The following is an 18,288-nucleotide window of genomic DNA, read 5'->3' as shown; positions in this document are numbered from 1 at the left end:
GCCAGTCCACAAATCAAATCATCTCCGGCAGTGACGCGAGAATCTTGTCCAAGGTAATCGGGTATTCCCGCACCCGCGCGCCCGTGGCGTTGTAGATCGCATTCGCCACCGCCGCACTCACGCCGCAAATCCCCAGTTCACCGACCCCCTTGGCTTTCATCGGCGATGAAATCGGGTCGGTTTCATCGAGGAAAATCACCTCCTGATGCGGGATGTCGGCGTGCACCGGCACTTCGTAGCCGGCCAGGTCATGGTTGACGAAAAAGCCGTGGCGCTGGTCCACCGCGAGTTCTTCCATTAACGCCGCGCCAACACCCATGGTCATGGCGCCGATTACCTGGCTGCGGGCCGATTTCGGATTGAGAATCCGCCCGGCGGCGCACACCGCGAGCATGCGCCGCACGCGAACTTCGCCGGTGGCGGCATCCACCGCGACTTCGACGAAGTGCGCGCCGAAGGTCGATTGCTGATATTGCTTGGCGAGGTCGGCGAATTCGATGCTGTCCTCGACTTCGATCGCGGCGTGTTGCGCGGCCTCACGTAACGGCACGTTCTGGTTGCCCAGCCGCACGTGGCCGTCGACAAACTGCGCTTCACCCGCGTTCATGCCCAGTTTGGTCGCGATCGCTCCGCGCAGCTTCATGCACGCCGCGTAAACCCCGGCGGTCGAGCAGTTGGCGCCGAACTGGCCGCCGGAGCCCGCCGACACCGGGAAATTCGAATCGCCGAGTCGCACCACCACATCGTCCAGGCTGACTCCCATCATTTCCGCTGCAGTCTGACCAATGATCGTATAGCTGCCGGTGCCAATGTCGGTCATGTCGGTTTCAACGGTGATCTTGCCGTCGCGCTCCAGTCGTACCCGTGCGCCGGACTTCACCAGCAGGTTGTTGCGAATCGCCGCCGCAACGCCCATGCCGATCAGCCAGCGACCTTCGCGACGGGTGCCAGGCGCCGCATTGCGCTTATCCCAGCCAAAACGCTCGGCGCCGGTTTGCAGGCATTCGATCAGACGCCGCTGGGAGAACGGCCGCTCGGTTTTCACCGGATCGACCTGCGTGTCGTTGAGGATGCGGAACTGGATCGGATCGAGTTTGAGCTGTTCCGCCATCTCGTCCATGGCGATCTCCAGCGCCATCAGCCCCGGCGTTTCACCCGGTGCACGCATGGCGTTGCCTTCCGGCAGATCCAGCGGCGCCAGGCGCATGGTCACCAGGCGATTTTCTGCGGCGTAGAGCAACTGACTCGGCTGCGCCGCGACTTCGACCTTGCCGTCGGCAAGGTTGCCCGACCAGCCTTCATGGGCGATGGCGGTGAGTTTGCCGTCAGCCGTGGCGCCCATGCGAATCCGCTGAATGGTAGCCGGACGGTGGGTGGTGTTGTTGGCGATCTGCGGGCGGGCGAGGGCGACCTTCACGGGCCGGTTCGCCAGACGTGCGCCAAGGGCGGCGAGGATCGCGTCGGCACGAATGAACAGCTTGCCGCCGAAACCGCCACCTATGTATGGCGAGATCAGCCGCACGTTTTCCTTGGGCAGGCCGAGGGTGGTGGCGATGTCGCCGACGCTCCAGGCGATCATCTGGTTGGAGGTCCAGAGCGTCAGTTGATCGCCTTTCCACGCGGCAAGTGTCGCGTGGGGCTCCATCATCGCGTGGGACTGATCCGGCGTGGTGTAGGTCTGGTCGAACTGCACGGGCGCGGCGGCAAAAGCGCTGGCGAAATCGCCGTGTGTGACGTCCGGCAATTCGTCTTTCGGCTCCACGCCCTGATCGCGCACGCTGGCCAGATCAAATTGACCTTTGTCGGCCGCGTACTCGACGTTGACCAACTGCGCGGCAGCCCGCGCCTGTTCGAAGGTTTCGGCGACCACCAGCGCTACTGCCTGGTGATAGTGCTGCACTTGCGGCCCGGCCAGCAGGTGCGCGGCGTTGTATTGGCCTTTGCCGAGCTTGCCGGCATTGGCGGCGGTGACGATGGTCAGCACGCCCGGGGCGGCGCGGGCGGCCTCCAGATCCATGCGGGTGATGCGACCCTTGGCAATGGCCGAACCGACCATCACGCCATAGGCCTGATTCTTGACCGCCTCATGTTGCTCGTAGGCGTAAGGCGCCTGGCCGCTGGTCTTCAGCGGGCCTTCGATGCGGTCGGTGGGTTTGCCGATGACGTTCAACTGATCAATCGGGTTGGTCGTGGCGGGCGTGTCGAATTTCATGCTTCGTCCCTCGCTTGGGCCAGCACCGAGGCAATCGTGCGCTCGACCAATGTCACTTTGAACTGGTTGTCAGAAGTAGGCGTGGCGCCGTCGAGCAGGCGTGCGGTGACGGCTTTCGCGCCTTGCGGCAACAGCGCTTCCGCCGCTTCGACTCGCCAGGGTTTCGGCGCGATGCCACCGACGGCGATGCGGCCGCTGCCATCCTTCTGCAGGATCAGGCCGACGGAAACCAGGGCGAAGGCGTACGACGAGCGGTCGCGCACCTTGTGATAGACATGGGTGCCGCCCACTGGCGCGGGCAGGGTGACGGCGGTAATCAGCTCGCCCGGCGTCAGACTGGTTTCGACATTCGGTGTGGTGCCGGGCAGCTGGTGGAAGTCCGCGATGGCGATGCGCCGCGTGCTGCCGTCGGCCTTGATCGTTTCGACCTGGGCATCCAGCGCCCGCATCGCAATCGCCATGTCACTCGGATGGGTCGCAATGCAGGCGTCGCTGACGCCGATAATGCCGAGTTGTCGACTGACCCCGCCAATCGCCGCGCAGCCACTGCCGGGATTGCGTTTATTGCAGGCTTGATTGGTGTCGTAGAAATACGGGCAGCGCGTGCGCTGGAGCAGATTGCCGGCGGTGGTCGCCATGTTGCGCAACTGGCCCGATGCGCCGGCGAGCAAGGCGCGGGACAGCAGCGCGTAGTCTTTCCGGACGCGGCTGTCGGCGGCCAGATCGGTATTGCGCACCAGTGCGCCGATGCGCAAGCCGCCGTCTTCGCTGGCTTCGATCTGGTCGAGGCCCAGGTGATTGACGTCGATCAACTGCTGCGGCGTTTCGATGTCGAGCTTCATCAAGTCCAGCAGGTTGGTGCCGCCGGCGATGAAACGCGCACCTTCGATTTGTGCAGCTTGAGCGGCGGCTGCGGCGGGAGAGTCGGCGCGGCTGTAATTGAACGCTCTCATGCTGGCACCTCCGCGACTTCGCTGATGGCTTCGATGATGTTCGAATAGGCGCCGCAGCGGCAGATGTTGCCGCTCATGCGTTCCTGCAATTCGCTGGCGATCAGTTGCGGTGCGTCGGTGAGGCTGGCGCTGGCGTGGCTGGGGATGCCGTCGCGGATTTCCTGGAGCACCGCCACCGCCGAACAGATCTGCCCCGGCGTGCAGTAGCCGCATTGATAGCCGTCATGCTTGATGAACGCGGCCTGCATCGGGTGCAGGTGGTCCGGCATGCCGAGGCCTTCGATGGTGGTGACTTTGGCGCCGTCCTGCATTACCGCCAGGGTCAGGCAGGAATTGATTCGCCGACCATCGACGATCACCGTGCAGGCGCCGCACTGGCCGTGGTCGCAGCCCTTTTTGCTGCCAGTCAGCTGCAGGTGTTCGCGCAGGGCGTCGAGCAGGGTGGTGCGCGTATCAACCTCCAGCGCCTGTGGCTTGCCGTTGACTTCGATGGTTACTTTGGCCATGGCCGGTTGCTCCAGGCTGGCCGCGTAGGCCTTGAGGCTGATGAAAGGGGGCATCGCGAACGCGGTTGCGGTCACGGCACCGAGAATCAGGAAACGGCGTCGGGAGATCGCCATTGGCGGATGGTCGTTCATTGGCTTGGCTTCCTCTATCAGGTCGGCAGGGTGTGAAAGACCCGCACGGGTACGCTGGCGTGGTTGCCAGTCTCGCTCTGTTCTAGGAGTGACCACGCTGGAGAGGAAAAGGTTTTCTTTGATTTGCGCATGGCCTCATGCGCACGCTTCATGAATCGACGGAATGAAGGTGGGTGCCTTGGCTGTGAGTCAGATCGCTCTCACAACCGAGGCACCCGCGATCTCAATGCGCGCCGACCACCATGGACGTAAACGGCGCCACATATGCCTGCAACGTCACCAGACCGCCGACCAGGATTGCCAGCACGATGGAATGGAAGAACACGTAACGCAGGATTTCCCCTTCATGCCCGTACCAGCGTGTCGCGGTCGAGGCGACCACGATCGACTGCGCGTCGACCATTTTGCCCATCACTCCGCCGGAGCTGTTGGCCGCCGCCATCAGGACCGGGCTGATGCCCAACTGCTCCGACGTCACCCGTTGCAAGCCGCCGAACAGCACGTTGGACGCGGTATCCGACCCGGTCAGCGCTACGCCAAGCCAACCGAGCAAGGTGCCGAACATCGGATAGAAAATCCCCGTGGCAGCGAATGCCAGCCCCATGGTCGCGTCCAGTCCCGAGTAGCGGGTCAGGAATCCCAGCGCCAGCATCGCGGCAATCGTGATCAGCGAGAAGCGCACCACCCACAGTGTGCGAAGGTACTGTTTGATGAGTTGCGGGATCGAGTAGCCCATCAGCAACCCACCGACAATCGCCGCGAGCAGGATGCCGCTGCCGGTGGCAGTGAACCAGGTGAACTTGTACACCGCCTCTTCAGCTTTCGGCGCGGCGACCACCGGAGGGACTTTTTCGATCTGCAGATGCAGGGAGCTGAAAGTCACGGCCGGGGCGAACACCGGATTGGCCTCGCGCAGCGGTTTGCCCTGCGGATCAAGCCTGGCCGATTGGGTAACGGGATCAATCGCCGGACGAGTGTCGAACATGCTCTTGAAACCCTGGGTGCCCCACGCAAACACGAACACCGTGAGGATGATCCACGGCATCCACGCGCGCATCACTGCCGGGCGCGCCTGATCGCTGAATGCGGCGCTGGCCGTGACCTTTTCTTCTTCGACCTTCGAGTCGTCATGCCGCCCCGACAGCGCGGCCGAGGTGTGGACGGTTGCCGGTTTCCAGACCTTGAGGAACAACGTCAGGCAGGCCATGGAAATCAGCGCGGCGATCACATCCACCAGCATCGGCCCGTGGTAGTTCGAAACCAGAAACTGCGGGATGGCGAAACTGACGCCAGCCACCAGAATCGCCGGCCATACTTCCAGCATCTTGCGCCACCCGGCGAATGCCCAGATCAGCCAGAACGGCACCAGCACCGAAAAAAACGGCAGCTGCCGTCCCACCATCATCGAGAGCTCCATCTCATCCAGCCCGGTGACCTTGGCCAGCGTAATGATCGGTGTGCCCAGTGCGCCGAAGGCCACCGGCGCGGTGTTGGCGATCAGCGCCAGACCGGACGCTGCCAGTGGCGAAAAACCAAGACCGATCAAAATGGCCCCGGTCACCGCCACCGGCGTGCCGAACCCGGCGGCACCTTCAAAGAAGGCGCCAAAACAGAAGGCGATCAGCAGCAATTGCAGGCGCCGGTCGTCGGTGATGCGGGCGAGCGAATCCTGCAACACCTTGAACGAGCCGTTCTCGGTGGTCAGGCGATGCAGAAAAATGATGTTGAGCACGATCCAGCCAATCGGCAGCAGCCCATTGGCCGCCCCGAACAGCGCCGCAGAACCGGCCATGTTGGCGGGCATGCCGAAGGCGAAGATCGAGATCAGCAGTGCCGAGGCCAGCGCCAGCAGTGCGGCCAGATGCGCCTTCACATGAAAGAAGGCCAGCGCCGCCAGCATCACCACCACTGGAACGGCGGCCATGATCGTGGAAATCACCGGATTGCCGAACGGGTCATAGACTTGTTGCCAGACCATGTCGCACCTCTACTTGTTGTTTTTGAGGGGCAGATCCTTTGCGCGTTGCAAGCAGTATAGGTGGCATTTGGCCGCCGCTCGGGCGAGGCGGGCGAGGCGATCAACGGTCATCGGCGGTCGGTGAATCATCGTCGTTTTCCCCGGTCGTATCTGCGGCAGCGCACACCGCGCCTCTTCGGTGCGGGCAGCGCTGCCGTTTCCGTCGTCAAGACCTTGGTTTTAGGGAAATTCTGAATGATGCGTGCAACAAGCCTGCTGCTGACCGTTTCCGCCGCTGTACTGCTGGGCGGCTGTGTGGCGGATTTCGATGATGACCATCGCCATGGCCGGCATTACGACCGCGATCATGGCCGTTATTACGATCATGACCGGCGCTGGGACGACCGCGATGACGACCGCCGCGACGGGCGTCGTTATCACCGCGACCGGGATGATGACTGATCAAAGCTGAGCAGGCAGGTTTTGAGGGAATGGACGCAATAGTGGCGATTCAGTAGCATCGCGGCTTTTTCCGACCTCTCCCTCAAGGATGAACATGCCAGTTACCTCGCTCCTTCGCCGTTCTTCGGCATTTTTCGGCTTGATGGTGTCCCTATCTGGTCTTGTCGGTTGCGCACTGACGGGAACCTATCAGGACGCCACCGGGCCAGACGCCGCCAAGATGCGTTTCGTGGCCAACACTGACAATGCCACCGTCAATTACTTCGACGCCGAGCATTGCGATGGCATGACCACCGGCATCCTGAACAATTTATTTGTCAGAGACAGTCCGCGGCGGGTGGGCATGACCGTGGCGCCTCCGGAAAAGGCCCGTGGTTATCTGGAAGTGAAGTTGCCGCCCGAGAAGGAAGTGTTCCTGCAGGTCAATACCCAGGTGGGCTATGGCGTGTGTGGCGCGGTATTCAGTTTCAGACCCGAGCGCGCAACGGAGTATGAACTCACCTTCGAACTCAAGGGCAGCCAATGCTCGACATTGATGCAGCGACTGCAACGGGTTGATGGCAAGGATGTGCGTACACCCGTCACCATCAGGCGCGATGGATTTGCCGCTTGTGAGGGTCGCAACCCGATCTTTCCGAAACCACCCGCGCTGTTGCCCGATACGCCGGAGCGCACGGCGATGATCGACCGTATCATCGACGGGAGTGCGTTCGTACTCATGAAGTCCGGGTCGGATCAAAAGCCTGTGGCGGCCTTTACTCCCGAAAAACTTGATGCGCTGATCAGCGAACGCAAGGTCAAACTGGGTTTTGACCTGCCAGAGGATTACTGGACGTTGTATCGCCAGAACCTGATCGAATTCGGTAACGAGACGGCGGCCACTCAAGCTCAAACCCTGGAGCGCTCCACCAATGAGTATCGGCATCGCCTGCGCAGCGCTGAAGACAAGCAACTCAAAGAGTGGTCGCGTGCAGATGAGACCTCTGGCAAACCTGGCAACGCAGCACCCGCCGATCAGGAAAAATCGATGATTGTGTATTACTTCCAGATGTCCAGGGCAGTGACATTGGAAGCTGTGAGCCATCACATGGACCGCATGGCAAAAATGGATGCGCAATACAACGTTTGCTCGCGCTACGCCGAGTGTTGGAAACGGTGATTGGTCAGGCAAGCCGAAAGCAATAAATCCATTTTTCAGCGGGTGTGTTCAGTGAATCGATCTTTTTACAATTTATTCAGTGCTCTGCGGCGTTTTGATTTTTTAAATAAGAAGTTGTTGCTGTGTGGGTGGGTTGCGGTCATTTCCATTGCTCAGCTGTTTATTGACAAAGTTATTTTTCCCGAGGGTGAGAAGTTTCAACGTCGGGAGAGTGAGCTGTACCAGCCGATGTCGGAGTTGCAGTACAAACAGCAACAGGTCATACGGGTGATCAGGGAAAGAAACTACTTTAACCAACTGGACACCGCTCAGGGTGAGAGGACAATCGATCAGAACTATATAAATACCTTGCTCGATTTTCATCGGGAAATAGTCAATCTCTATGAGATAACAACCTCGAAAACCCTTCTTTTTGCGATTTCTGAAATGGCGACAGACGTCGGAAAAATGACGGAAGGCATGAACGCTATATGTGTTGATGAGTCGCACAGAGAGGAGTTCTTCAAGGCGACGACAGGCTTCATACCACTCACCCAGAAAATGATCGATACCAGATTTAAGATTCTTGATTTCGATGCGCGGGTAAGATCCGCAAAGCCGGACCGCGATGAGAAGGGCGTTATGGTGGTTGAGGCGGCGAGTGACCATATCAAGTTGATTCTTGAAATGATGCAGGAGCCGGATCTTCTTGTTCGCTTTAAAGATACTGAAAATCCGTTGCATGATATTGATAAGTTTGTTCAGTACTACAATATCATTCACTTGGGATATGGCGAATGTACTCAGGCCTATGCTGCCAAAGTTGAGTCTTATGAAGATCACAAATTATTCTGGCAGGTCGTTGTGTTTTTGTTACTGACGTTTGTCATGTACAGAAAGGACTTGTTGTAAGTGGGTTTTCCAGGTTGTCGCCGAAAGCGGTAGCCATATCTGCCCACATGAGAGTTTTGCTCCAGGCCCGCGAGGCCACAAACAGGACACTGGCCTATTGGTGACTCCTCGCGTGCAAACCGCTTGTTGCAAGTATTAAAAATGAGCGCTCGCCCGGACGCTGGATCGCGCAGGCACTGAGGCCTCGATGTCCAGCAAATGGGTGGCGAGAATGTCGCTCAGAAAACGGAACTGATCGTTGAGGCCGACCACTTCATTGCTGAAATGATTGCTGGCGGCGGGCATCAACAGATCTTCGAAGGCTTCGTCGAACACCAGCGCTTGTGTCTTGCGCGACACGGCGTGCTGATCGTAGTAGTTGCTGCCGAAGACCGGGAAACTCACGGCGAGGGTGACGGTATTGATCATGATGTGAACTCCTCGTGCTGTGTGTTTCGGATGGGCTAATCGTGCCTTTGGCGAGCAACATGCGGAAGGCAATCGTCGCGATGGTGAATATCGACGGCATTGATGGTTGGACCGGCGCGGCCCTGACCAGCGGATAAACGGCGCACCGCACGCACCTATACTCATGTCATCTCTCTCCGGATTCTTCAGGTCTTGCGACCGAAGAACAGATAAGGACCGCCACCGTGAACCTGCGTGCGCTGCTCGTCGCCGCACTGGTGTTGCTGGCCGGCTGTGCCACTTCGGCGCGGGCCCCGGTGACCGCGCCGGCAGTGGTGGTCTCGCCGGCCACCTGGCAGCAAATCGACCGGGAAATCGTCAGCGCCTCGAAGCAGGCCACCGAGCAGGTCAAGCTGTTCGCCCGTGGCTCGATGGAACATTGGCGCATTCGGGTCTATGAGCAAACTGAAGAAAATTTCATCCCGTGGTTCAGCAGCTACTGGACCCAGGAATGGCTATCGATGAAGGTCAGCTGGTACACGATCAGTGCCAGCGGCGAGCAGGATGCCTCGGCCAAGCGACTGGCGGCCTATCTGTTGGAGCAATATCAGGAACGCGTGCTGGCGCCGGTGGCGGTGGAGATCGACCCGGACGCGATCCTCGGCCAGTCCACCGCGTTCTACGCACAACTGATGGCGCAGCAGATGCCGGTCATCGCCCAGCGCCACGGTGTGCCCATTGCCCAGCTCAACGGGCGGTTGCAGAAAATCCCCGCCATCGCCCTTGGCCCACCGCCGGCCCGGGACGCCTCGCTGTATCAGGTTGTCAGCACTGAACCGTTGAACACGCTGCCGGCCTACGCGGCGCTGATCGACAAGATTCACACCGACGGCGGCTCCAAAGGCGTGACCTCGACTGAGTCGGCCATGGCGCCGGTGGCCAAGCGCGCCAGTCAGCGCATGGAGGCGGAAATGGCCCCGCGCGGCGCGGCCAGTGCGGTGGCGGCAGCGGCAGGCAAACTGGCCGGGGCGCTGATTTCGGTCGGCGTGGCGGGCGTGCGCGCAATCATTCAGGCCAACGACCGCCCGGACAGTGAAGCGCTGATCCGCAGCAGCCTGGGCAACACCTTCGACAAGGCCTGGCTGAAACTGGTGCAAAACCCGACCACCGGCGTGATGGCCGGCACGCTGCACATGGCGGCGCAGGTCGAGGGCAATCTGGGCGGGCGGGACGAGCCGTCGGTCGGGTTGGGCGTCAACCGTGTCGAATGGCGGCCGCCCGAGTCGACTACTCAGCAGATCGAACCCACCCTGCAAGGAGAATGATCATGGCTTACATCGATGTTTTCGTGGCGCCCGTGCCGAATGCCAACCGCGAACAGTACAAAAAACACTGCGAAATCGCCGCGAAGCTGTTCAAGGAATACGGCGCGCTGGAGGTGATTCAGGGCTGGGGCGATGACGTGCCGGACGGCAAGGTCACCTCATTCCCGATGGCCGTAAAACTCAAGGAAGGCGAAGTCGTATCGGCCGGTTGGCTGGTCTGGCCGGACAAGGCCACCCGCGACGCCGGCATGGCGAAAATGATGGAAGACCCGCGCATGCAACCGGACGTCAACCCGATGCCGTTCGATGGGCAGCGGATGATCTTCGGTGGCTTCAAGGACATTCTCGAGCCTTGATGCCGCGCTGCCGGGTCACTCCGCCGACGGGGTGATCCGGCAACCTTTGCGGTTGCGGATCTGCTCATCCGTCGGCCGCTCGCGGACGAATTCGAAACGCGGCTCTCCTTCGCTGTAATGCACCAGCCAGCCCCATTCCAGTTCGCTCTCATCCTGCCCGGGATTCGGCGGTCGGGCCCACCAGGGTTCTTTGCTGAGGATCTCGCGCATGACGTCCTCCGGTTGATGGCAATCGTTGAACTATAAACCCCATGCCGAGAGTCGCCAGAAACGGGCGTGTAGAATCCAGGGATCTCGACGAACGAAGGAGCGGGGCCATGACGGACGAAACGCGCGGGGATCAACCGGTCAAGCGGCTGTTCTTCGCCCTGGACTGCCCGCCGGCACAGCGCAAGGCGATTGCCCAGTGGCGCAGCGAGCTGGGTTTGCGTACCGGCAAACCGGTGCCGGCCGACAACTTTCACCTGACCTTGCTGTTTCTCGGCGCGGTGCCGCTGGCGCAGATTGGCGAAGTCTGCGAGGCGGCGGCGAAGGTGCGAACACCGGGGGAGGCGCTGAGGATTTCGCTGGATCGGTTGCAGGTCTGGCGGCGTGCCGGGGTGTTGTCGCTGGCGCCGGAGCAGGCTTCGCAGGGATTGTTGCAGCTGGTTTACGCGCTGGAGCAGGCGATGTTGCCGTTCGGGTTTGAAGAGGCGACGCGGGAGTATCGTCCGCACCTGACGCTGGCCCGCGACTATCGGGCGCCGGAACCGGAATCCGCCACTGCGCCAGAGTTTTTCCTGCGCGCTGAACGCTTTGCGTTGTTCGAATCCCACAAGGGCCGTTATCGCTCGCTGGCCGACTGGCCACTGATCTGAGCCGACAAAAAAAGGCGCCCGAGGGCGCCTGAATTCACCTGAACCGAGGAAGCCAGGTGAGGCCGTTCAGAGCAGGGGGCAGCGGTGGTAAGGCGCTGCATGAACGGAAATCGATGTGTGTTTATTTGCCGAGTTTCACGCGGGTCCAGCCCCGGGTCATGATCCGTTGCGTGGCAATCGGCTGATCCGGCACCGCATACAACGTGGCCATCACCGCTTGCGGCGGGTACGAGCCAGGGTCGTTGCGGATCGCTTCGTCCACCAGCGGCGTCGCAGCTTCGTTGGCGTTGCTGTAGCCGATGCTGTTGGTGACTTCGGCGATGATGTCCGGGCGCATCAGGAAGTTCATGAACAGGTAGGCGTTCTCGACGTTGGCGGCATCGCGCGGGATGGCGACCATGTCATAGAAACTGCCGGCGCCTTCCTTGGGAATGCTGTAGTCGATCTCGACCTTGTTGCCCGATTCCACCGCGCGGGCCTTGGCCTGCAGCACGTCACCCGAGTAGCCGACGGCCACGCAGATGTTGCCGTTGGCCAGATCGGAGATGTACTTCGACGAATGGAAATACGCCACCGACGGCCGGATTTTCATGAACAGCGCTTCGGCTTCGGCGATGTGCTTCACGTCCTTGTCGTTCACCGGATAACCCAGGTAGTGCAGGGCGGCCGGGAGCATTTCGGTCGGCGAGTCGAGGAAACTGATGCCGCAGGCCTTCAGCTTCTCGGCGTTCTCCGGTTTGAACAGCAGGTCCCAGGAGTTGGTCGGCGCGTTCTTGCCGAGCACTTCCTTGACCTTGTCCGGGTTGAAGCCGATGCCGATCGAGCCCCACATGTACGGGAACGCGTGGGCGTTGTCCGGATCACTGGCGGAGGCGTTTTTCAACAGCACCGGGTTGAGGTTTTTCCAGTTTGGCAGCTTCGATTTGTCCAGAGTCTGGTAGACCCCGGCCTTGATCTGCTTGGCCAGGAAACTGTTGGACGGCACCACGATGTCGTAGCCGGACTTACCCGCGAGCAAACGTGCCTCAAGGGTTTCGTTGCTGTCGAACACATCGTAGGTCACGCGGATGCCGGTCTCGTCCTCGAACTTCTTGACGGTGTCCGGGGCGATGTAATCCGACCAGTTGTAAACGCGCAGCACCTTGTCGTTGGCCTGGGCGCCCGTGGCGATTGCGCCCAATAAGGACAGTGTCAGCAGAGTCCTGCCAAACATTTTCATCGGTGAAACTCCATTCTTTTTATTCAAAAGCTTTTAAGCCAAAGCGCAAAGCCGTAAAACGCGACGGCCCTAGGCCGTCGCTGCCACTCGTTGAGGTTGCGGTTGCTGCCACGATTCGTTGGCGGTCTGATCCATCGCTTCCTGAATCGCCCGCTTGCGGTTGGCTTCTGCCTTGCGGCCGAAGTACCAGACCAGGAAGGTCACCAGCGACACCGCCAGCAGAATCAGGCTGGCCACGGCGTTGATCTCGGGCTTCACACCCAGACGCACGGCCGAGAACACTTCCATCGGCAGGGTCGTCGAACCCGGGCCCGACACGAAGCTCGCCAACACCAGATCGTCCAGCGACAGGGCGAACGACATCATGCCGCCCGCTGCCAGCGACGGCGCGATCATGGGGATGGTGATCAGGAAAAACACCTTGAACGGTTTCGCGCCCAGATCCATCGCCGCTTCTTCGATCGACAGGTCCAGCTCGCGCAAGCGGGCGGAGACTACCACCGCCACATAAGCGGCACAAAACGTGGTGTGGGCGATCCAGATGGTGACGATGCCACGCTCCTGCGGCCAGCCGATCAGTTGCGCCATCGCGACGAACAGCAGCAACAGCGACAGACCGGTGATCACCTCAGGCATCACCAGCGGCGCGGTGACCAGACCACCGAACAGCGTACGACCCTTGAAGCGTGTCACGCGGGTCAGCACGAAAGCGGCGAGGGTGCCCAGCGCAACGGCGGCGATCGCGGTGTAGCAGGCGATTTCCAGCGAGCGCACCACCGAGCCCATCAGTTGGGTGTTGTCGAGCAGGCCGACGTACCACTTCACCGACCAGCCGCCCCAGACCGTCACCAGTTTCGAGGCGTTGAACGAGTAGATCACCAGAATCAGCATCGGCAGATAAATGAACGTCAGGCCGAAGATCAACATGAACTTTGCAAAACCGAAGCGTTTCATCCCCGTGCCTCCATCTCTTTGGCCTGGCTGCGGTTGAACAGCAGAATCGGCACTATCAGGATCAACAGCATCACCACCGCCAGGGCGGACGCCACCGGCCAGTCGCGGTTATTGAAGAACTCTTGCCACAGCACGCGACCGATCATCAGGGTCTCAGGGCCACCCAGCAGTTCCGGAATCACGAACTCGCCCACCACCGGAATGAACACCAGCATGCAGCCGGCGATGATGCCGTTCTTGGCCAGCGGCACGGTGATTTTCCAGAAGTTGTTGAAGTTGCTCGAACCCAGATCCTGCGCGGCTTCCAGCAGGCTGCCGTCGTGCTTCACCAGGTTGGCGTAGAGCGGCAGCACCATGAATGGCAGGTAGGCGTAGACCACACCGATATACACAGCCGTGTTGGTGTTGAGGATCTCGATCGGGTGATCGGTGAGCCCGGTCCACATCAGGAACGCGTTGAGCAGACCGTTGTTGCTGAGGATGCCCATCCACGCATACACGCGGATCAGGATTGCGGTCCAGGTCGGCATCATGATCAACAGCAGCAGGACGTTTTGCGTTTCCTTGCCGGTCTTGGTTATCGCGTAGGCCATCGGGAAACCGATCACCAGACACATCAGCGTACTGAGCAACGCCACCTTCAGCGAACCGAGATACGCCGACAGGTACAGCTCGTCTTCGCCGAGCAGGGTGTAGTTGCCGATGTTCAGGAACAGCTGGAATTTCTGTTCGGCGTAGGTGTAAATCTCCGAGTACGGCGGGATCGACAGCGCGGCTTCCGAGAAACTGATCTTCATCACCAGGAAGAACGGCAGCATGAAGAACAGGAACAGCCAGATGAACGGGATGCCGATGACGAACTTTCGCCCGCTGGGCACCAGGCGCAGGAATTGCTGATTGAAGGTTCTCATGAGCGCAGTACCACGCCGCTGTCGTCTTCCCACCAGACGTAGACCTTGTCGTCCCAGGTCGGCCGCGCGCCACGGCGTTCGGCGTTGGCCATGAACGACTGGACGATCTTGCCGCTCGGCAGTTCGACGTAGAACACCGAGTGGCCGCCGAGGTAGGCGATGTCATGCACCTTGCCTTCGGACCAGTTGTAGCGGGTCTCTGGCTTGATTGTGCTGACGAGCATTTTTTCCGGACGGATCGCGTAGGTGATCGACTTGTCCTGCACCGAAGTGCTGACGCCATGACCGACGTAGATCTTTTGCTGCAAGTCCGGGCTGTGAATGATCGCGTGACCTTCGAGGTCCTCGACCACGGTGCCGTCAAAGGCGTTCACGTTGCCGATGAATTCGCAGACCATGCGGCTGACCGGCGCTTCATAGATGTCGACCGGGCTGCCGATCTGGGCGATCCAGCCCAGGTGCATGATCGCGATGCGCTCGGCCATGGTCATGGCCTCTTCCTGGTCGTGGGTCACCATCACGCAGGTCACGCCGACGCGCTCGATGATTTCCACCAGTTCCAGCTGCATCTGCGAACGCAGTTTTTTATCCAGCGCGCCCATCGGTTCGTCGAGCAGCAACAGCTTCGGCCGCTTGGCCAGTGAGCGGGCGAGGGCCACGCGCTGACGCTGGCCGCCGGACAGTTGATGCGGACGACGTTTGGCGTATTGGGTCATGTGGACGAGGCGCAGCATTTCTTCGACGCGGGCGTCGATTTCGCTGGCCGGCAAACGGTCCTGCTTGAGGCCGAAGGCGATGTTCTGCGCGACAGTCATGTGCGGGAACAGGGCGTAGGACTGGAACATCATGTTGATCGGCCGCTCGTACGGCGGCATGTCGGTGATGTCGACACCGTCGAGCAGAATGCGTCCTTCAGTCGGCCGTTCGAAACCTGCGAGCATGCGCAGCAGGGTTGATTTGCCGGAGCCGGAGCCTCCGAGCAGGGCGAAGATTTCGCCCTGATGGATCTCCAGGGACACATCGTCCACCGCCGTGGTTTCGTCGAACTTCTTGGTGACTCGATCGACCTTCACCAGAACCTTTTTCGGTTGCTGATGACCTTCAAGAGCCTTCCTGTAAGTGCTGGAGGCGTTTGCCATGTGAAACTCCCAACAGGTTTCAGTCGCCGGGCCAACGCGGCCTGGCTTAAGAGTGGATTGCAGACCCGCACCGTGCGGGTTGTTCGGCGCCGCCGTCCTGGCTGCCGGGTGGTGCTTTTTGTTTTCGCGGTGTGTTGCTGATCGCGGATGACGGATGCGCAAGCGCGCAGCCGCCGACCCCGCGGGGGCAGTAAATGGTTTTGCAATCGTTGGGTGGTGTCAGCGCTGGTTGCGTCGCGCCGCACGCTGGCGGCAGGCCTCGCCGAACGCCTGGAAAATCCGCAGGTAGTTCGGGTTGTCCAGCACTTGCCATTCCGGGTGCCATTGCACGCCGAGGGCGAAGGTCGGGCTGTGCTCCACCGAGACCGCCTCGATCAGGCCATCCGGCGCCACGGCTTCGGCGCGCAGGCCGGGCGCGAGGCGGTCGATGCCCTGACTGTGAATCGAGTTGACCTGGAATTCACCCGGCAGCTCCAGCGCTTCGAACACGCCACCCGGCAATACCTTCACGGCGTGGGCCGGGGCGTATTGCACGGCGACGTCCGGGCTGTCGGCTTCGCGGTGATCGAGCATGCCCGGCAGTTCATGCACCTTCTGGTGCAGGCTGCCGCCGAACGCCACGTTCATTTCCTGAAAGCCGCGGCAAATGCCGAGTACCGGAACGCCCGCCGCGATGGCTGCACGTAATAGAGGAAGGGTAGTGGCATCCCGCGCCGGATCGTGATCCGTGCCGGGAGCGCTGTCCGGGCCCTGATAGTGGAAGGGTTCCACATTGGACGGCGAGCCGGTCAGCAACAGACCGTCGAGCTGACCCAGCAGGTCTTCGATTTCAGTCAGTTTGCCAAGGGAAGGAATGACGACGGGCAACCCCAGCGCCGCAACGCTGACAGCGCGAACGTACTTGTCGCCGCTGATGTGATAGGGGTGCAGGCCAATCTGTTTGACGCACGCAGTAACGCCGATCAATGGCTTGAATGCCATTTTTATTCACCTCGAAGTTTGACACTTGAACGAGCTTTTCCGGAGCTTAGCGTCGTTGATTTTAATTAACAACTCCCATGTAAAAAATTCTAAACGCCGTTCATCAAATCTTCATGATTCACGGGCCTCTGGTGCCGCCATTGGCACGTGAGTGTTAAAAAAAGCCCGAAAAATAAACGCTGAGCGGCCCTGTGTTCGCTATTGACTTCACTTTGCCGTTCGGGTTGACTGGCTCCGCGAAACAGCAGTGAACATAATAATTAACAGCTAAATAGGTGCATCATGTCGGTCCCTCTGCGTGCCGTTCAACTCAACGAAGCAAACGCATTCCTTAAGAAACATCCTGAGGTTTTGTACGTAGACCTTCTGATTGCAGACATGAACGGTGTGGTGCGCGGCAAGCGCATCGAGCGCACCAGTCTTCACAAGGTTTACGAGAAAGGCATCAACCTGCCGGCCTCGCTCTTTGCCCTCGACATCAATGGCTCCACGGTGGAAAGCACCGGCCTGGGCCTGGACATCGGCGACGCCGACCGCATCTGCTACCCGATCCCCGGCACCCTGAGCATCGAGCCCTGGCAGAAGCGTCCGACCGCGCAACTGCTGATGACCATGCACGAACTGGAAGGCGAGCCGTTCTTTGCCGACCCGCGTGAAGTGCTGGCCAACGTGGTGCGCAAGTTCGACGCACTGGGCCTGACCATCTGCGCCGCGTTCGAACTCGAGTTCTACCTGATCGACCAGGACAACGTGAACGGCCGTCCGCAATCGCCGCGTTCGCCGGTTTCTGGCAAGCGTCCGGTGTCGACCCAGGTCTACCTGATCGACGACCTCGACGAGTACGTCGACTGCCTGCAAGACATCCTCGAAGGCGCGAAGGAGCAGGGCATTCCTGCCGACGCCATCGTCAAGGAAAGCGCCCCGGCGCAATTCGAAGTCAACCTGCACCACGTGTCCGACCCGATCAAGGCCTGCGACTACGCCGTCCTGCTCAAGCGTCTGGTGAAGAACATCGCCTACGACCACGAGATGGACACCACCTTCATGGCCAAGCCGTATCCGGGCCAGGCGGGCAACGGTCTGCACGTGCACATTTCGATCCTGGACAAAGAAGGCAACAACATCTTCGCCAGCGAGGATCCCGAGCAGAACGCCGCGCTACGCCACGCGATCGGCGGTGTGCTGGAGACCCTGCCTGCGCAAATGGCTTTCCTCTGCCCGAACGTCAACTCGTACCGCCGCTTCGGCGCGCAGTTCTACGTGCCGAACTCGCCGAGCTGGGGCATCGACAACCGCACCGTGGCCGTCCGCGTGCCGACCGGTTCGCCGGATGCCGTGCGCATCGAGCACCGTGTCGCCGGTGCCGACGCCAACCCGTACCTGCTGATGGCTTCCGTTTTGGCCGGTATCCACCACGGCCTGACCAACGAAATCGAGCCGGGCGCTCCAGTCGAAGGCAACAGCTACGAGCAGAACGAACAGAGCCTGCCGAACAACCTGCGCGACGCCCTGCGTGAGCTGGACGACAGCGAAGTCATGGCCCGCTACATCGATCCGATGTACATCGACGTGTTCGTCGCGTGCAAGGAAAGCGAGCTGGCCGAGTTCGAAAACTCGATCTCTGACCTTGAGTACAACTGGTATCTGCATACGGTGTGAGGCCTTCAAAAGCCCCTCACCCTAACCCTCTCCCAAGGGGAGAGGGGACTGACCCGGGGATGCTCTAGAAATCCGTCGACCTGAACGATTTTTACCGAATCCATATTCGACTCGGTCGTTCACGTCGGTGCATCTCCCGAGACACTTCGGTCGGTCCCCTCTACCTCTGGGAGAGGGCTAGGGTGAGGGCAGCCATCTCAAGCCGGACACACACCCAGACACCCCCAA

Annotated in this window: 18 protein-coding genes; 7 read left to right on the top strand and 11 right to left on the bottom strand. The window is 60.5% G+C overall.

Annotated features, from left to right (window positions below):
* Positions 1-13: 13 nt before the first annotated feature.
* The 4 genes from paoC to L6D74_RS23820 all read right to left on the bottom strand — a co-directional run bounded on the left by paoC (position 14) and on the right by L6D74_RS23820 (position 5,781).
* Positions 14-2,212, bottom strand: coding sequence for an aldehyde oxidoreductase molybdenum-binding subunit PaoC (gene paoC, locus L6D74_RS23835; RefSeq protein ID WP_236190673.1), 2,199 nt, complete (start codon positions 2,210-2,212; stop codon positions 14-16).
* Positions 2,209-3,165, bottom strand: coding sequence for an FAD binding domain-containing protein (locus tag L6D74_RS23830; RefSeq protein WP_236190672.1), 957 nt, complete (start codon positions 3,163-3,165; stop codon positions 2,209-2,211). The genes paoC and L6D74_RS23830 overlap by 4 nt, the downstream gene beginning before the upstream one ends.
* A complete protein-coding gene (gene paoA / locus L6D74_RS23825; RefSeq protein WP_236190697.1) occupies positions 3,162-3,785 on the bottom strand; it encodes an aldehyde dehydrogenase iron-sulfur subunit PaoA in 624 nt (207 codons plus the stop codon). The genes L6D74_RS23830 and paoA overlap by 4 nt, the downstream gene beginning before the upstream one ends.
* 241 nt (positions 3,786-4,026) lie before the next feature.
* The gene (locus L6D74_RS23820; RefSeq protein ID WP_085648870.1) at positions 4,027-5,781 is read right to left on the bottom strand and encodes an L-lactate permease; all 1,755 of its coding nucleotides are present in this window, start codon (positions 5,779-5,781) and stop codon (positions 4,027-4,029) included.
* 234 nt (positions 5,782-6,015) lie between these two features.
* On the opposite strand from L6D74_RS23820, the gene L6D74_RS23815 reads away from it, so the two are divergent.
* The 3 genes from L6D74_RS23815 to L6D74_RS23805 all read left to right on the top strand — a co-directional run bounded on the left by L6D74_RS23815 (position 6,016) and on the right by L6D74_RS23805 (position 8,272).
* A complete protein-coding gene (locus tag L6D74_RS23815) occupies positions 6,016-6,222 on the top strand; it encodes a hypothetical protein (RefSeq protein WP_064382340.1) in 207 nt (68 codons plus the stop codon).
* 94 nt (positions 6,223-6,316) lie between these two features.
* Positions 6,317-7,381 (top strand): hypothetical protein, encoded by a 1,065-nt coding sequence (locus L6D74_RS23810; RefSeq protein WP_236190670.1) that lies wholly within the window; start codon positions 6,317-6,319, stop codon positions 7,379-7,381.
* 51 nt (positions 7,382-7,432) lie between these two features.
* Complete coding sequence (locus tag L6D74_RS23805; RefSeq protein WP_236190668.1) at positions 7,433-8,272, top strand: hypothetical protein; 840 nt, start codon at positions 7,433-7,435, stop codon at positions 8,270-8,272.
* 135 nt (positions 8,273-8,407) lie between these two features.
* Here the strand turns inward: L6D74_RS23805 and L6D74_RS23800 are convergent, their stop codons facing one another.
* A complete protein-coding gene (locus L6D74_RS23800; protein WP_039770930.1) occupies positions 8,408-8,680 on the bottom strand; it encodes a hypothetical protein in 273 nt (90 codons plus the stop codon).
* 224 nt (positions 8,681-8,904) lie between these two features.
* Between L6D74_RS23800 and L6D74_RS23795 the strand changes: the two genes are divergently transcribed.
* Together L6D74_RS23795 and L6D74_RS23790 are read left to right on the top strand one after the other, a co-directional pair.
* Positions 8,905-9,984: a hypothetical protein gene (locus L6D74_RS23795; protein ID WP_236190667.1), complete on the top strand. Its 1,080-nt coding sequence runs from the start codon at positions 8,905-8,907 to the stop codon at positions 9,982-9,984.
* 2 nt (positions 9,985-9,986) lie between these two features.
* On the top strand, positions 9,987-10,340 hold the full coding sequence (locus L6D74_RS23790) for a DUF1428 domain-containing protein (protein WP_064595389.1): 354 nt from the start codon (positions 9,987-9,989) through the stop codon (positions 10,338-10,340).
* Positions 10,341-10,355: 15 nt separating this feature from the next.
* On the opposite strand, the gene L6D74_RS23785 is transcribed toward L6D74_RS23790, so the two are convergent.
* Entirely contained in the window at positions 10,356-10,550 is a 195-nt protein-coding gene (locus tag L6D74_RS23785; RefSeq protein WP_007957125.1) for a hypothetical protein, read from the bottom strand.
* 107 nt (positions 10,551-10,657) lie between these two features.
* Here L6D74_RS23785 and thpR point away from each other — a divergent pair, with 107 nt between their 5' ends.
* The gene (gene thpR / locus L6D74_RS23780) at positions 10,658-11,197 is read left to right on the top strand and encodes an RNA 2',3'-cyclic phosphodiesterase (protein WP_236190665.1); all 540 of its coding nucleotides are present in this window, start codon (positions 10,658-10,660) and stop codon (positions 11,195-11,197) included.
* 121 nt (positions 11,198-11,318) lie between these two features.
* Here the strand turns inward: thpR and L6D74_RS23775 are convergent, their stop codons facing one another.
* The 5 genes from L6D74_RS23775 to L6D74_RS23755 form a co-directional block, all read right to left on the bottom strand.
* Entirely contained in the window at positions 11,319-12,416 is a 1,098-nt protein-coding gene (locus L6D74_RS23775; RefSeq protein WP_039770922.1) for a polyamine ABC transporter substrate-binding protein, read from the bottom strand.
* A gap of 69 nt (positions 12,417-12,485) precedes the next feature.
* Complete coding sequence (locus tag L6D74_RS23770; protein ID WP_007957119.1) at positions 12,486-13,370, bottom strand: ABC transporter permease subunit; 885 nt, start codon at positions 13,368-13,370, stop codon at positions 12,486-12,488.
* Positions 13,367-14,281 carry an ABC transporter permease subunit gene (locus tag L6D74_RS23765; RefSeq protein ID WP_039770920.1) on the bottom strand — a complete coding sequence of 305 codons (915 nt, stop codon included), beginning with the start codon at positions 14,279-14,281 and terminating at the stop codon, positions 13,367-13,369. The genes L6D74_RS23770 and L6D74_RS23765 overlap by 4 nt, the downstream gene beginning before the upstream one ends.
* Complete coding sequence (gene potA, locus L6D74_RS23760; RefSeq protein ID WP_007957110.1) at positions 14,278-15,420, bottom strand: polyamine ABC transporter ATP-binding protein; 1,143 nt, start codon at positions 15,418-15,420, stop codon at positions 14,278-14,280. Before potA ends, L6D74_RS23765 begins: the two co-directional genes overlap by 4 nt.
* Before the next feature lie 219 nt (positions 15,421-15,639).
* On the bottom strand, positions 15,640-16,401 hold the full coding sequence (locus L6D74_RS23755; protein ID WP_085613021.1) for a gamma-glutamyl-gamma-aminobutyrate hydrolase family protein: 762 nt from the start codon (positions 16,399-16,401) through the stop codon (positions 15,640-15,642).
* Between the two features lie 282 nt (positions 16,402-16,683).
* Between L6D74_RS23755 and L6D74_RS23750 the strand changes: the two genes are divergently transcribed.
* Positions 16,684-18,060: a glutamine synthetase family protein gene (locus L6D74_RS23750; protein WP_011333558.1), complete on the top strand. Its 1,377-nt coding sequence runs from the start codon at positions 16,684-16,686 to the stop codon at positions 18,058-18,060.
* Positions 18,061-18,288: the final 228 nt, after the last annotated feature.

Origin of the sequence: Pseudomonas pharyngis (genome assembly GCF_021602345.1) — a bacterium.
Taxonomy (GTDB): Bacteria; Pseudomonadota; Gammaproteobacteria; order Pseudomonadales; family Pseudomonadaceae; genus Aquipseudomonas; species Aquipseudomonas pharyngis.
This window is presented reverse-complemented; position numbering and strand designations above follow the sequence as displayed.